11 protein-coding genes are annotated in these 14,509 nt (G+C 61.1%); 9 read left to right on the top strand and 2 right to left on the bottom strand.

The features are described from left to right. The first annotated feature begins 12 nt into the window (after positions 1 to 12). The 6 genes from MJ639_RS03720 to MJ639_RS03695 are packed head-to-tail and all read left to right on the top strand — an operon-like array spanning position 13 to position 4,726. Positions 13 to 306 (top strand): 4Fe-4S binding protein, encoded by a 294-nt coding sequence (locus MJ639_RS03720; protein ID WP_243368833.1) that lies wholly within the window; start codon positions 13 to 15, stop codon positions 304 to 306. After that, the gene (locus MJ639_RS03715) at positions 303 to 560 is read left to right on the top strand and encodes a chaperone NapD (protein WP_243368832.1); all 258 of its coding nucleotides are present in this window, start codon (positions 303 to 305) and stop codon (positions 558 to 560) included. Before MJ639_RS03720 ends, MJ639_RS03715 begins: the two co-directional genes overlap by 4 nt. Beyond that, a complete protein-coding gene (gene napA / locus MJ639_RS03710; protein WP_243369032.1) occupies positions 561 to 3,086 on the top strand; it encodes a periplasmic nitrate reductase subunit alpha in 2,526 nt (841 codons plus the stop codon). It abuts the gene before it with no gap. Next, positions 3,083 to 3,556, top strand: coding sequence for a nitrate reductase cytochrome c-type subunit (locus tag MJ639_RS03705; protein WP_243368831.1), 474 nt, complete (start codon positions 3,083 to 3,085; stop codon positions 3,554 to 3,556). Before napA ends, MJ639_RS03705 begins: the two co-directional genes overlap by 4 nt. Further along, the gene (locus MJ639_RS03700) at positions 3,556 to 4,173 is read left to right on the top strand and encodes a NapC/NirT family cytochrome c (protein ID WP_243368830.1); all 618 of its coding nucleotides are present in this window, start codon (positions 3,556 to 3,558) and stop codon (positions 4,171 to 4,173) included. Before MJ639_RS03705 ends, MJ639_RS03700 begins: the two co-directional genes overlap by 1 nt. Positions 4,174 to 4,177: 4 nt before the next feature. Then, positions 4,178 to 4,726: a DUF4142 domain-containing protein gene (locus MJ639_RS03695; RefSeq protein WP_243368829.1), complete on the top strand. Its 549-nt coding sequence runs from the start codon at positions 4,178 to 4,180 to the stop codon at positions 4,724 to 4,726. Between the two features lie 7 nt (positions 4,727 to 4,733). Here MJ639_RS03695 and MJ639_RS03690 read toward each other — a convergent pair whose 3' ends face one another. Beyond that, a complete protein-coding gene (locus MJ639_RS03690) occupies positions 4,734 to 5,495 on the bottom strand; it encodes an SDR family oxidoreductase (protein WP_243368828.1) in 762 nt (253 codons plus the stop codon). A 165-nt stretch (positions 5,496 to 5,660) separates the two neighbouring features. On the opposite strand from MJ639_RS03690, the gene MJ639_RS03685 reads away from it, so the two are divergent. Both MJ639_RS03685 and MJ639_RS03680 read left to right on the top strand, forming a co-directional pair. After that, entirely contained in the window at positions 5,661 to 7,601 is a 1,941-nt protein-coding gene (locus MJ639_RS03685; RefSeq protein WP_243368827.1) for an autotransporter assembly complex protein TamA, read from the top strand. Continuing rightward, on the top strand, positions 7,601 to 11,905 hold the full coding sequence (locus MJ639_RS03680; protein WP_243368826.1) for a translocation/assembly module TamB domain-containing protein: 4,305 nt from the start codon (positions 7,601 to 7,603) through the stop codon (positions 11,903 to 11,905). The genes MJ639_RS03685 and MJ639_RS03680 overlap by 1 nt, the downstream gene beginning before the upstream one ends. 219 nt (positions 11,906 to 12,124) lie before the next feature. On the opposite strand, the gene MJ639_RS03675 is transcribed toward MJ639_RS03680, so the two are convergent. Then, the gene (locus tag MJ639_RS03675) at positions 12,125 to 13,273 is read right to left on the bottom strand and encodes an acyl-CoA dehydrogenase family protein (protein ID WP_243368825.1); all 1,149 of its coding nucleotides are present in this window, start codon (positions 13,271 to 13,273) and stop codon (positions 12,125 to 12,127) included. Between the two features lie 446 nt (positions 13,274 to 13,719). On the opposite strand from MJ639_RS03675, the gene MJ639_RS03670 reads away from it, so the two are divergent. Continuing rightward, the gene (locus MJ639_RS03670) at positions 13,720 to 14,508 is read left to right on the top strand and encodes an enoyl-CoA hydratase/isomerase family protein (RefSeq protein WP_243368824.1); all 789 of its coding nucleotides are present in this window, start codon (positions 13,720 to 13,722) and stop codon (positions 14,506 to 14,508) included. The last annotated feature ends 1 nt before the right edge of the window (position 14,509 follow it).

Raw genomic sequence — 14,509 nt, 5'->3', positions numbered from 1 at the left:
CGGGAGGCGGTCATGGATGACGCTCCCGACCCCGGGCGCCGCAGCTTCCTTCTCGGACGCTTCGCCGAAACGCCCGAACCATCCGGGCCTCCGATAGCGGTCATCGGCCAAGCTTGCTTCGCCTTTCATGGAATTGCCTGCATGAGCTGCCGGGATGCGTGCCCGACAGGCGCCGTGCGCTTCGAACTCGCCATCGGCGGAGCCCGCCCCAGGATCATGAACGATACCTGCACGGGGTGCGGCGATTGCCTCCAGGCCTGTCCTGCCGATGCCATCGGTCTCTCCACCATCGAGGCGCGCGCATGAATCCCGAATGTCACATCTCCAGTCTCATCGTTCACAGCCGTCCTGATCGCGTTCGCTCGATCATCGAAAGCCTCGAGGCAATTGAGGGTACGGAGATTCATGGCGGCGAAGACACCGGGAAGTTGATCGTCACCCTGGAGACAAGCACCGAGAGCCAGGTTGTGGAGCGTATCAACGCCATTCAGGTGCTCGATGGCGTCCTGGCCGCCACGTTGGTCTTTCATCACTTCGAACCTGTGCAAGAGCGGGAGTAGATAATCATGGATCTCACGCGCCGAACCGTCTTGAAGGCCCAGGCCGCAGCCGCTGCAGCCTCGGCTGCGAATGTCGTTCTGCCGGCGAGCGCGCAGAATATCGCGACAGGCGAGGACATTCAGATCCAGTGGTCGAAAGCGCCTTGCCGTTTTTGCGGAACGGGTTGCGGCGTGATGGTTGGGGTGAAAGACGGCCGTGTCGTTGCCACGCACGGGGACATGCAGGCGGAGGTCAATCGCGGCCTCAACTGCGTGAAGGGCTATTTCCTGTCCAAGATCATGTATGGCAGCGACCGCCTCACGCAGCCCCTGATGCGCATGAAGAACGGGCAATACGCGAAGGATGGAGAGTTCCAGCCCGTCTCCTGGGATCAGGCTTTCGATGAAATGGCGCGGCAATGGAAGCGCGTGTTGAAGGAGAAGGGGCCTGAGGCTGTCGGCATGTTCGGCTCAGGCCAGTGGACCATCTGGGAGGGCTATGCCGCTTCCAAACTCATGCGTGCAGGCTTTCGCACCAACAACCTCGATCCGAATGCCCGCCATTGTATGGCCTCAGCCGCCGTCACCTTCATTCGCACCTTCGGCATGGACGAGCCGATGGGGTGCTACGACGATTTCGAGAATGCCGATGCCTTCGTGCTCTGGGGCTCGAACATGGCGGAGATGCATCCGATCCTGTGGACCCGGGTGACCGACCGCCGTCTCAGCCATCCGCATGTGCGGATCGCGACGCTCTCGACCTACGAGCACAGGACGACGGACCTGTCCGATATGGCCGTGATCTTCAAGCCGAATTCGGACCTCGCGATCATGAACTACATCGCGAATTACATCATTCAGAATGGCGCGGTGAACAGGGAGTTCGTCGAAAAGCACTGCAACTTCCGGCTGGCGAATACGGATATCGGATACGGCCTGCGGCCGGACAACGTGCTGGAGCAGCGGGCGCAGCATGCCAATGATGCGCAGGTTTCGCAGCCGGCGAGTTTCGACGAATACGCAAAACTCGTCAGTCAGTACACCGTCGAAAAGGCGTCCGAACTGTCGGGCGTTCCCAAGGAGCGGTTGGAGGCACTCGCGAAGATCTACGCGGATCCGAAGACCAAGGTCATGTCGCTCTGGACCATGGGCTTCAACCAGCACGTCCGTGGCGTCTGGGCGAACCACATGGTCTATAACCTTCACCTGCTCACTGGAAAGATTTCAGAGCCGGGGAACTCTCCCTTCTCGCTCACCGGCCAGCCTTCGGCCTGCGGCACCGCCCGCGAGGTCGGCACCTTCAGTCATCGCCTGCCCGCCGACATGCAGGTCAACAATCCCGAGCATCGCAAGCATGCGGAGGAAATCTGGAAGCTGCCGCACGGTCTTCTGCCCGATAAGGTCGGCTACCATGCCGTACAGCAGGACCGCATGCTCAAGGACGGCAAGCTCAACGCCTACTGGATCATGGTCAACAACAACCTCCAGACGGCGCCGAACACCAATAACGAGACTTATCCCGGTTACCGGAACCCGGCGAACTTCATCGTGGTCTCGGACGCGTATCCGACCGTCACTGCGATGGCCGCAGATCTGATCCTTCCTGCCGCCATGTGGGTGGAAAAGGAGGGCGCCTACGGCAATGCGGAGCGGCGCACGCATTTCTGGCACCAGCTCGTCAACGCACCGGGAGAGGCGCGCTCCGATCTCTGGCAGTTGATGGAATTCTCCAAGCGGTTCACGACCGACGAGGTTTGGCCCGCCCAGATTCTGGATGCGAACCCGCAATACAAGGGCAAGAGCCTTTTCGATGTTCTCTTCGCCAATGGCGAGGTCGACAAGTTCCCCTTGTCGGAGATCAACGCGGCCTATGAGAACCCTGAGTCAAAGGCCTTCGGTTTCTATGTTCAGAAGGGATTGTTCGAGGAATATGCCAGTTTCGGTCGCGGCCACGGGCACGATCTGGCGCCTTTCGATTTCTATCATGAGGTGAGGGGACTTCGCTGGCCGGTGGTGGACGGTCGAGAGACGCTTTGGCGCTACCGGGAGGGTTACGATCCTTATGTCGAGAAAGGCAGCGGGATACAGTTCTACGGAAATCCCGACAAGAAGGCCAACATCGTCGGAGCGCCTTATGAGCCTCCGGCGGAATCTCCTGATGCCGAGTACGATCTCTGGCTCGTCACAGGCCGCGTTCTCGAGCATTGGCATTCGGGCTCGATGACCCTGCGCGTTCCCGAACTCTACAAGGCCTTCCCCGGCGCGGTCGTGTTCATGCACCCGGACGATGCCGCCAAGCGCAATCTCCGGCGCGGGCAGGAGGTGAGGGTCATTTCGCGGCGTGGAGAGATCCGGAGCAGGGTCGAGACGCGCGGGCGCAATCGTGTGCCGCCCGGGCTTATCTTCGTTCCGTTCTTCGATGCCAGTCAGCTCATCAACAAGGTGACCCTCGACGCGACGGATCCGATCTCGAAACAGACCGACTTCAAGAAATGCGCGGTCAAGATCGTTGCTGCTGCCATGGCCGATGCAGGAGATCAGCAATGAGGCGAGGACTTTTCTTGTGCGTGATCAGCATAGTTCCATGTCTGGCTGCAGGCGCTATTCTGGCGCAGGACGCGCCGCGCTTGCGCGGGCCCCAGCCATTCACGAAGGAAACGCCCGCGCCGCCGATGCAGCGGCAGGTGACCGATGATGTCCGCGTCGGCCGCAACTATCCCGATCAGCCTCCCGTTATTCCGCATTCCATCGAAGGCTATGCCGTCGACCTGAATGGCAACAAATGCATGTCGTGCCATGCACGCAAGTTCACGGAGCAGAGCCAGGCTCCGATGATCAGTGTCACGCATTATCAGGACCGTGCCGGCAATACCCTCGGAGGGCTCGCGCCACGACGTTACGTCTGCGTGTCCTGTCACGTGCCGCAGACGACTGCGAAGCCTCTCGTGGAGAACGTGTTCACCGACATGGACGCGATCACAGAGCCTGAGAGGCAGCCGGAACGAAGGAGACGCTGATGGCGGCAGGGATTGCTCGGGCCTGGGGGTGGTTTCGCGGAAATCGCTGGGTTGCGACGGCGTTGAGCCCGCCGACCTATCTCAGTTTGGCTTTTCTGACGCTCGGCGGCTTCGTAGCGGGCGTCTTCTTCTGGGGAGCTTTCAACACCGCGCTTGAAGCGACGAATACAGAAAAGTTTTGTACGAGCTGCCATGAAATGGAAGTGAATGTTTTCGAGGAGTTGAAGGGAACGATCCATTTCACGAACCGCTCCGGCGTGCGCGCCACATGCCCGGATTGTCACGTGCCCCATGAATGGACCAACAAGATCGCCCGCAAGATGCAGGCCTCAAAGGAGGTCTGGGGCCATATCTTCGGCTCCATCGACACACGGGAAAAGTTTCTGGCGCTCAGGAAACATCTGGCGGAGCGTGAGTGGGCGCGGATGAAGGCCAACGATTCATTGGAGTGCCGTAACTGCCATAGTTCTGAATCGATGGATCTGAGCAAGCAGAATCCACGCGCGGCATCCGCTCACGAGCGTCTCCTCTTCTCCGGCGAGAGAACCTGCATCGACTGTCACAAAGGCATCGCGCATCGACTGCCCGACATGTCAGGCGTTCCGGGGTGGCAGTAACGTCATGAAAAGCCTGAACCATCTGATCATCGCATTGTTCGCTCTGGCTGTATTCGCGGGAATGACCGCCACGGCATCGGCACAAGGACAGGGGGCGGGCGGCGCGCCTGCGCAGACCCGCCGCATCGAACCGCAGGAGTTTCTCCGCTTGGCCTACAGCTCTGCCATCTTTCAGGCAGAGGCTGCCAAATTGGCCTCAAGCCGTGAAACCAAGCCGGATGTGAGGACTTACGCGACGAGCGCCGCCGATTTCCGTGCGGGCTTTCTGCAGCGGCTTGAGGCATTCGCCAAGGAGCGCAGTCTGCAACTGCCGTCCATGAAGGAGTTTGAGCACCGCGTCATTCTCGAGAACCTGGAGCCCTTGGACTATCTTGCGCTGAGCCGCCGTTACTCGGAAATCCAGGTTCAGGCGCTGGAACAGGAACTTAGAATCTATCGGGTGGCGAGCGAAGGTCCCAATCCGGAGCTCAAGGGTTTCGCCGATCAGATCATTCCCGAGCTACAGCGCCAGTTGGAAGGCGCGCAGAAAATGCACGAGGCCGTAAAGCCCTGAACAGGAATCACAAGCTGGATGTAATCCCGCCATCCACGTAGAGGACGTGGCCGTTGACGAAGCTCGATGCGTCCGAGGCCAGGAAAACGGCGGCACCAATCAACTCGTCCACGTTTCCCCAGCGGCCCGCAGGCGTGCGCTTTTCCAGCCATGCGGAAAAGTCCCGATCGGCGACGAGGGCGGCGTTGAGCTCGGTTCTGAAATAGCCGGGACCAATCGCGTTGACTTGCAGGCCATGGCGCGCCCAATCGGTCGCCATGCCCTTGGTCAGCATTTTCACTGCACCCTTCGTGGCTGTGTAAGGCGCGATACTGGGACGCGCGAGTTCCGCCTGAACGGAGGCGATGTTGATGATCTTGCCGCGCTTGCGAGGGATCATACGCTTGGCGACGGCTTGGCCGACGAAGAAGACGCTGTCGATATTGGCAGCCTTCAATCTCTCCCAGGCGTCGAGCGGGAATTCCTCCAGCGGGGCGCGGTGCTGGATGCCTGCATTGTTGAACAGGATTTCGATAGGGCCGATCCCGGATTCGATTTCGGCGATGACTGTCTCTACCGCTCGGGCATCCGTAACATCGAAACAGCGGGCATGAACATTGCGCCCTTCCGCTGCCAGCGTGGCTCGCGCCTTCTCCAAAGCCTCGGTGTCACGGCCATTCAACACGATTGTGGCGCCGGCATCGGAGAGACCACGGGCAATTGCGTATCCAATGCCTCTGGACGATCCGGTTACGAGGGCAAGGCGGTCGGTGATGTCGAAGAGCTTCATGATGTGGATGGGCCGGATTATGGCGGGTTGCGGCTACAGCGTCCCAGATTTCGCCCTATTTGGCGGCGAAGTCTTGGGAAACGGTGAAGGTGCATAGTTGGTTTTGTAGTTAGGGCAATCGTGGCTCCGTTGGTATGGTCGGCAACCAGGAAATATTCCTTCCTCATGATCCTCGCGGGGCTTTTGTCCAGCGGAGTGTCAATTGCGCCTGCCGTTGCCTTCGACTTCTTCGGTCTGTTCGGAAAAGGGGATGAAGCGCCGCCTCCCTCTGCCGATGCACTGCCTTATGCCCTCGAATTCACGGTTGTCGGCAACGACAAGAACATTATTCAGATCCTCAAAGACGCCTCGACGCTTGAGAGCCTGAAAGGGGACGCGCCTCCAGATGCGGAATCTCTCGTCCGCAGGGCTGAGGCCGATCTGCCTCGCTTGACGGATGCTCTATGGGGCGCAGGTTATTACAATGCGCGCGTCGTTGTTGCGGTCGCAGGCATACCGTTATCCCTCCAGACATTCCGTCCCGACGCTGCCATGCGCACGGCAGGTTCCTATCGCTCACGGGCCCAGGTGCCCGTTCAGGTGATGGTCGATCCCGGTTCGCAATTCACACTGCGAAATGTCGACGTGCTCGATGCGAGGACTGGGCGTCCCTTCTCGCCTGAGGAACTGCCGCCCCGTCTCATCAGGGTCAAGCCCGGCGAGCCGGCTCGCGCGGCCGATGTTCTGGCCGCGCAGGCGCAGATCGTCGATCATTTTCGGGCGCAGTCACGGCCTTTCGCAAAAGTGACCCGGCAGGATCCCGTCGTCATCCATCCTCAGCACGTCATGGATGTCGGGCTGACCGTCGATCCAGGCCCCCGTGCGGGCATTGGCGAGATTACGGTGAGAGGCGCAGAGAACGTCGATCCGGCGGTGGTGCGCTCCTTCATCTATACCGATCCGGGCGATCCTTATTCGCCCGCGACACTCACATCGATGCGCAAATCGATCCTGAACGTCGAAGCCCTGTCCTCGGTGCGTATTCGCGAGGGGGAGACGCTCGATGCTTATGGCAACCTGCCTCTCTTCGTCGACATCACCGAACGCCCGCCGCGTGTCATTGGTGCTTCCGTGCAATATTCGACGACCGATGGTCCTGCGCTGAGGGCCTATTGGGCGCACCGCAATCTGTTCGGAGGCGCCGAACGATTGAGGTTCGAGGGCAACATCTTCTATCTGACCGAGAATGGCGGTCGGTTGAACGACGATGACGCTGAGGATTTTTCGTGGGACGACCTCGGCGGACGCTTCCGCGCGAGCTTCCTGAAACCTGCTCTCTGGGGAAGCCGCAACGACTTCCTGGCGGAGGCCCTGGTGGAGCGCGATCGCACGGAGGGCTATACGAGCCGTCTCTTCAATGGAACGGCAGGTATCCGCCATCGCTTCAGCAATACGTTCTCGATCCAGGGTGGAATCGAATACGAGAAGGGTCAAGCCTCCGACATTCTCGGGCAGATCGACTACACTCTCGTGGGCCTGCCGCTCTCCGTCACCTACGACTCCACGGACGACACGCTCAATCCCACTCGTGGCATGAAGCTGCTAGCGTCCGTGACGCCTTATCCCGATTTCCTCGGCTCCACCGTACCCATCACCGTCGCGAAGGGAACGGCTTCGACCTATTGGCCCCTCGATGAGGAGGCGCGCTACGTGCTGGCCGGTCGTCTCGGTCTCGGGTCTATCGTGGGAGCAGAGCTCGACGAGATCCCCGCTAATCGGCGCTTCTTTGCAGGTGGCGGCGGCTCCGTTCGCGGCTTTGGCTATCGCACTTTGAGCCCAACATTCCTCGGCGAGCCCATCGGCGGGCGCAGCCTGCTCGAGGCCTCGGTCGAGGCGCGGATCAAGATCACCGACACGATCGGCATCGTGCCTTTCGTGGATGCCGGAACGGCGTTTGAATCGAGCTATCCGGATTTCGATGAATCCATTCGCGTCTCCGCCGGCCTTGGTCTGCGCTACTACACGGCCATCGGTCCCATTCGATTGGACGTTGCCATGCCTGTACGCCGCGAGCAGGGCGATGATCGCGGCATTGCCGTTTATGTCGGCATCGGACAGGCATTCTGATGATGAAGCTGCGCCGATATTTCACTGTCTTCGCTGTTGCCGCCGCTTTGGTGCTCGGACTTCTCTGGCTTGTCGCGGGATCACCGAGCCGGGCCCAGACCGATCAGAGCGCGCTGGCGAGCTTGATCTCGCGCCTTCTGTCGACTCCCGCCACGCAGGTCAGCATCGGCAGCATCGAAGGGGCTCTCTCCTCCAACGCCGTCATCCGGGATGTACGCATTTCGGATCGTAACGGTGTTTGGCTGACGCTCGACCGTGCGCGTCTCGTCTGGACACGGACGGCGCTGCTGCGTGGACGGCTCGAGGTCGATGAACTCCAGATCGACCGTCTGCAAATCGCCCGTAAGCCGGCGACCACGGAAGAAGAGCGTGTCGCCGTTTCCGACGAGCCGGTTCTGCCGGAATTGCCGGTCAAAGTCATCATCGAGAAGTTCTCCCTGCAGGAGCTTGCTCTTGGTGAGCCGATCCTCGGCACCGCAGCGCGTCTTTCCGCCCAAGGTGCGGCCAATCTCGGTGATCCCAACGAGGGGCTCCGACTCGACTTCGCAGCCCGACGCCTCGACGCGCCCGGGCGTCTTTCGATCAATCTCAGCTACGTGCCGCAGACGAACCGGCTGGCACTCGACCTGACGCATCAGGAACCTGCCGGAGGCATTGCGGCACGTCTTCTCGCCTTGCCCGGATTGCCGCCGGTCGACCTCAAACTCACCGGTCAAGGGCCATTGAGCAATTTTGCGGCGCGGCTCGATTTTTCCGCCGGGGCGACCATTGGAGCCGCGGGCACAACGACGGTCAGGCGAGCGGGTGCGGGCTATACTGTCGATGCCGATCTCGCTGCGCGGATCGAAGGACTGTTGCCTGCGCCTGCCGCACCGGTGTTTTCTGGAACGACCCAGCTCGTGGGCAACATCGCCATCGGTGATGATCGCAGCCTTCGCTTCCAGCCTGTTCGCATCACCTCGAATGTCGCGAGCTTCGACATGACGGGAGGCATCAGCGCAAACCAAGCGTTGGATCTGACCCTGCAGGCCCGCGCTCTGCCGAATGATGGCAGCGCAACTCGCGCGGGTGAGGCCCAGATCCAGCGCCTCGTCTTCGATGGGCGTGTGCAGGGCACGATGACGGCTCCTCGGATCAACGGCTCGCTCGATGTGGCGGGTGTGCGCCTGCCGGAGGGGGCACTCGAAAACTTGAGCGCCCGCATCGCCATGAACCCGGTCAGCGATGCTGCCATCGCCGACCGTTTCACCTTCTCGGTCGATGCCAGGGCGAATGGTCTTCAACCCGCCGACAGGGCGCTGGCGCGTGCGCTCGGTCCAACCCTTTCGGTGACTGCGAACGGCACTTTCGACCGGGACGGCATCGCGAATGTCGACACGGCGCGCGTTGAGACAACGACCGCAAAAGCGGGCTTTAGCGGCCGTGTCGCATCGAGCATTCTGGACGGCAATCTCGATGCCGATATTCCGGCGCTTGCGGCCTTCTCCGGCATCACAGGGCGCACTTTGCGCGGATCGGCTTCATTCCGGGCGAAATTGTCGGGCAATCCCGGGAAGGCGGATATCGTGGCGACGGTCGATGCCAATCTGCGCGACCTCTCGACAGGCACGCCGCCTCTCGATGGTCTGCTCGGGCGCTCGGTGACGGCCAACGGCGTCATGCGCCGTGTGCCGGGCGGATTCGGTTTCGAGAACTTCCGGATCGATGGGGCGCATCTCGACGCGCGTATCGATGGGCGCGCCACGCAGAGTACGGCCAATCTCGGCTTCGATCTCACCATCGATGAGATCAGGCATCTGGATACACGGCTGAGTGCGGGCCGGGCCAATGTGACGGCTCGCCTCACTGGGTCGCTTGAAAAGCCGGATGTGACCGCGACTGCGACATTGACGGATGTGCGTGCACTTGATCGTCCAATCCCCCGTCTCGTGCTCACGATGGATGCAAAGGACGTGACCGGCGCGCTCGATGCTGCACTCAATCTCGAAGGGCAGGTGGGATCCAAGCCTGCGACCGGTACCATGCACTTGGCGCGGCCTGCGGAGGGCGGCTGGAATCTGGATCGGCTCGATGTGAATGTCGGCTCCGTATCGCTGAGCGGGAGCCTGCGTATCGCTGCCAATGAGCTGGCCCAGGGCCGAATTTCCCTGTCAGGCAGCAATCTCGATGATCTCAGTCCGCTCCTGTTGACCAAGCTCGATGGATCGCTTGATGCGGATATTCAGCTCAACGCTCAGGGCGGGCGTCAGGACGTGTCCGTGACAGCCAATGGCACACGCGTGAGCGTTGCCGATGTGGCAGTGCGGGATTTCGATGCCCGCATGAGCATCTCCGATCTTTATAACCGCCCTGTCATCGATGGCGCTGTTCAGGCCGCCGAGGTGAGGGCAGGCGGGCAAACATTCCGAAATGTTCGTCTCGCGGCGGAAGGATCGCCGCAATCGTCGCTCGTCACGGCTTCAGCGATAGGACAGGGGTTCGATCTCGACGCACAGGCCCGTGTGGTGCCCGGTGACACGACGCGCATTGAACTCGCGAACTTTACCGCGCGACGCGGCGGGAGGCGTCTCGCCCTGGCCCAGCCTGCGACTATTTCCCTCCAAGGCGGTGCCGCAATCATTCGCGGCCTCGTCATAGCCGCCGATCAGGGACGTGTCAGCGTCTCGGGAACTGTCGGTAACCGGCTGGATCTTGCCGTTGATATTCGCAGCCTGCCGCTTCAGATCGCCGAAATCGCCGTGCCCAATCTCGGCATCGTGGGCATCGTCAACGGCAATGCCGCCATCAGAGGCGAGGCAGGCAATCCAACTGGAACCTATGATGTAAGGGTGGCGGGCCTCGCGACCCCTGAAACCCGCCAGGCCGGGCTTCCGCCGCTCACAGTTGCCGCCAAGGGCCAGATCGCCGACCAGCGGGCGACAATCGACGCTGATGTCGCGGCGGGACGTTTCGGAACGCTGCAGATCGCAGGAACAATCCCCCTCGATACGGCAGATGCTCTTGCCGTGACGATCAAAGGCCGCACTGATCTTGCTGTGGCAAATTCCTTCTTGTCGGCGGCGGGCCGCCGCGTGACAGGCAGCGCCACGCTCGATCTCTCAGTGACCGGCGCTCTCACTGAGCCGCAGGTTCAAGGCAATGTCGCATTGTCGGGCGGCAGCTTCGTCGATTCCTTGCAGGGTGTTCAGCTCAACGACATCGCCGGGCGCTTTGCGGCGCGTGGGCAAAATCTCACCATCGAGAACCTGACCGCCCGCACGCCCAACGGCGGGGCGATTGCCGCTCAGGGCCGGATCGGCATCGATCCCGCAGCGGGTCTTCCTGCCGACATCCGCATCACGGCAAATCGCGCTCAGCTCGTCTCCAATCAGACCGTCGATGCGAGCGCCGATATGGATCTTGCCGTATCCGGCCCACTCATGAGCAGGCCGCGTGTCGCAGGGCGGGTCAATATCATCACCATGAACGTTTCGGTACCCGACCGTCTTCCGGCCACCTTGAGGCCGCTGCCGGGAACAAGGCATGTTCAGCCGACGCCGGCTGCAGCGGCGCGGCTTGCGCTGGCACGCAGGCAGCAGGCCGCGCGCACGGGGGGACGCCCGTTCAGTGCCGATCTCGATCTCACCATCACTGCGCAGAACCGCATCTTCGTGCGCGGACGCGGCATCAATGCCGAACTCGGCGGTGATCTGCGGCTTCAGGATACGTCGCAGGATCCGATTGCCATCGGTGCCTTCGAGTTGCGGCGCGGGCGCCTCGATATCATCGGACGTCGCATCGACTTCGTGCGGGGCCGGCTTGATTTCACCGGCGATCTCACACCGTCACTCGATTTCCTGGCGGAGACACAGGTCGGCGATGTGACGGCCCGTATCGCCGTGACAGGACCTGCCTCACAACCTGAATTCGCTTTCAGCTCAAGCCCCGATCTGCCCCAGGATGAAGTACTCTCCCGCGTGCTGTTCCAGCGCCCGTCCGGTGCGCTTTCGGCGGGGCAGGCGCTGCAGCTTGCGCAGACCGTGGCGCAGCTCTCCGGTGGTACCGGATCGGACGCCTTCGAGAGCCTGCGCCGCTCGCTCGGCGTCGACAGTCTCGACATTACCGTCGATTCCTCCGGCGATCCTGCCGTCGGCGTGTCACGCTACATCAGTGACAATGTGCGCGTAGGTGTAAGGGCTGGAGCGCGGCCTGAAGAAAGCGGCGTCACGGTCGATGTGGACCTCACGCGGCGTCTCAAGGCCCAGGGTGCCGTCGATGCGGAAGGCGGCACATCCGTCGGTCTTGGCTTCGAGATGGAGTACTAGGCACCAGCCTCGTGCAAGCGTGAGACTGCATTTTCGCTTCCGGACAAGCGGATTCGTCAGGAAGTCGAGGGCGGGGCATGACGGTAATGTTGGTAGGCGCTGTGATTGCCTCGATGGCAGGGCTTCTTGTGCCGCCGGTCCTGAACATCGCATTGCTCCGTCGCAGAAATTCCGCAGGCTTTGGCTCCTCCCGCCCAGCTTTTGCTCCGGACTAGATCGTTACAGAGAACGTGCGATCAACAGCTTCATGATCTCGTTGGTGCCCCCATAGATGCGCTGGATGCGCGCATCCACGTAACGCCGGCCGATCTCGTACTCATCCATATAGCCATAGCCGCCATGAAGCTGCAGGCATTCGTCGGCTGTTTCGCACTGCTTGTCGGTAGTCCAGTACTTGGCGATGGAGGCGGCTACCTGATCGAGCTCTCCCCGGATGGCGCGCTCGATGCACCAATCCAGGAACACGCGCGCGATCAGGGTCTCGCTCTTGCGTTCCGCCAGAACGAAGGCCGTGTTCTGGAATTCCAGAATGGGCTTACCGAAGGCGTTGCGCTCCTTCGCATAATCCGTCGTAATCTGGACCATGCGCTCCATCGACGCCACGGCGGAGACCGCGATAGCGAGCCGTTCTTTCGGGAGGAGCTCCATCATCTGATAGAAGCCCTGGCCCTCCTGGCCGCCGAGCAAGTTCTCCGCGGGCACGAAGGCATTGTCGAAGAAGAGCTCGGACGTATCCGAGGCGTGCATGCCGATCTTGTCGAGGTTCTTGCCCCGGCGAAAGCCGTCACTGCCGTCCGCTTCGACCATCAGGAGCGAAATGCCCTTCGTTCCTTGTTCAAGATCTGTCTTGGCTGCAACGATAACGAGATCCGCGATTTGCCCGTTGGTGATGAAGGTTTTTGAACCGTTCAGAGCATAGGCGTTGCCTTCGCGGGTGGCACGAGTGCGCAAGGCCCGAAGATCGGAACCGCCACCCGGCTCCGTCATCGCAATCGCTCCGATCAGTTGCCCTGATGCCAGCCCCGGAATCCAGCGCTGCTTCTGCTCGTGCGAACCGAAATGAAGAACATATTGCGCCACGATGGCGTTATGTACCGCAACGGGCAGGGCCATCTCGGGCAGTTCGTATTCGAGATCTTCGATCACGGCTGCCACATGAGCGAAGGTGCCGCCGAGGCCGCCATATTCCTCAGGCATGTCTGGACAGAGCGCGCCCATTTCGCCGAGCGCGAGCCACGCTTCCTTATCGATCATTTTGTCGGCGCGCCATTTCTGAGCCCATGGAGACAGAGTGGTGGAGAGATAGCGCCGGAACGTCTCGCGGAAGATGTCGAGGTCGTCATTCATCCAGGACGAGCGATAGGACATGGGCACTCCTTAGCGGCGATGGGGAGGCGTCATGATGGGCCGCATCTCATGGCATGTTTGCGAGGCCGGATTCACGGATGACGTTTCCCGGCGTGCGTCTTAGATGCGGCTGCCCTTCAAGGGCTGATCGTGCTTGTCCTCCCAGGACACTCTTTTTCTACCCATAGGTAGCTTTGCGACCAAAAGGTAAGCCTCGCCGTTCTTTTCCGTCAAGCGCCTGTGCAGCGCAGCATAGCAGGTCCAAATCAAAGGTATTCTGTTACGTCTTTCGCCTTTCGGACGAGAGGAGCTCATGTTGACTTCTACTCACGGGTAAGAATACGATTTGAGAGTAGGGTCGCTGAAAGACGGCCCAACAAAGAAAGCCGAGAATGCCGCCAAGAAGCATATCCGGCCATGGATCAAAATCGGCGAAAAGCCGATCTGTCCTATGGGAGGAGATGCCGGTGGTGGAGAGTTCCGACTCGATCACCTTGTCCGTTGCCGAAGGCGTCGCGACGATTACGCTCAACCGTCCGTCGGTGCTCAATGCCATCGACGCCGAGACGGCAAGAGCCTTCCTGAATTGCCTTAAAAGCATTGCCGAGCGCACGGATGTGCGCGCCATCGTGCTACGCGGCGAAGGCCGCGCCTTCTGCGCCGGTGGGGATGTCGCCCGCTTTGGACAGGGCGATCCCGAAGCCGCCATCGACGATATTATCACCCCGTTTCACGAGGCCTTGCGGCTTCTCGATAGTCTGCCGCAACCGTCCATCGCCGCAGTCCATGGTGCCGCAGCAGGCGCGGGCTTCAGCCTCGCTCTTGCCTGCGATTTCGCCATCGCGACCGAAACGGCAAAGTTCACGCTCGCTTATGCCCGTATCGGCGCCAGTCCTGATGGATCGGCCACTTATCAATTGCCGCGCATTGTCGGGTTGAGAAAAGCGAAAGAGCTCGCGCTTCTTGCCGATACCATCGACGCCGCGGAGGCTTTGCGTCTCGGCATCGTCAACCGGGTGGTTGCGGATGTGGAGATGAGCACAGAATGCGCGCGCCTTGCGGCCCGTCTCGCGGCAGGGCCGTCTGCTGCCTACCACCGAATCCGGGAGCTGATGACCACATCTTTCGAGAGGGATCTGGAAGCACAGCTCGAGGCGGAGCGCCAAACCTTCAAGGGTTTGGCGCGAACGCAGGATTTCAGGGAAGGGGTCTCGGCCTTTCTCAACAAAACGCCAGCTCAATTCAAGGGACAGTAGA

Source organism: Microvirga solisilvae, assembly GCF_022808595.1.
Lineage (GTDB): Bacteria > Pseudomonadota > Alphaproteobacteria > Rhizobiales > Beijerinckiaceae > Microvirga > Microvirga solisilvae.
The sequence above is the reverse complement of the archived record's forward strand: the minus strand, read 5'-3'. Positions and strand labels throughout refer to the sequence as shown.

What these genes read in the sequence shown, in the direction of transcription:
- MJ639_RS03720 (WP_243368833.1), top strand. Translation starts at nt 13, where the DNA reads ATGGATGACGCTCCCGACCCCGGGCGCCGCAGCTTCCTTCTCGGACGC.
- MJ639_RS03715 (WP_243368832.1), top strand. Translation starts at nt 303, where the DNA reads ATGAATCCCGAATGTCACATCTCCAGTCTCATCGTTCACAGCCGTCCT.
- MJ639_RS03705 (WP_243368831.1), top strand. Translation starts at nt 3,083, where the DNA reads ATGAGGCGAGGACTTTTCTTGTGCGTGATCAGCATAGTTCCATGTCTG.
- MJ639_RS03700 (WP_243368830.1), top strand. Translation starts at nt 3,556, where the DNA reads ATGGCGGCAGGGATTGCTCGGGCCTGGGGGTGGTTTCGCGGAAATCGC.
- MJ639_RS03695 (WP_243368829.1), top strand. Translation starts at nt 4,178, where the DNA reads ATGAAAAGCCTGAACCATCTGATCATCGCATTGTTCGCTCTGGCTGTA.
- MJ639_RS03690 (WP_243368828.1), bottom strand. Translation starts at nt 5,495, where the DNA reads ATGAAGCTCTTCGACATCACCGACCGCCTTGCCCTCGTAACCGGATCG.
- MJ639_RS03685 (WP_243368827.1), top strand. Translation starts at nt 5,661, where the DNA reads ATGATCCTCGCGGGGCTTTTGTCCAGCGGAGTGTCAATTGCGCCTGCC.
- MJ639_RS03680 (WP_243368826.1), top strand. Translation starts at nt 7,601, where the DNA reads ATGATGAAGCTGCGCCGATATTTCACTGTCTTCGCTGTTGCCGCCGCT.
- MJ639_RS03675 (WP_243368825.1), bottom strand. Translation starts at nt 13,273, where the DNA reads ATGTCCTATCGCTCGTCCTGGATGAATGACGACCTCGACATCTTCCGC.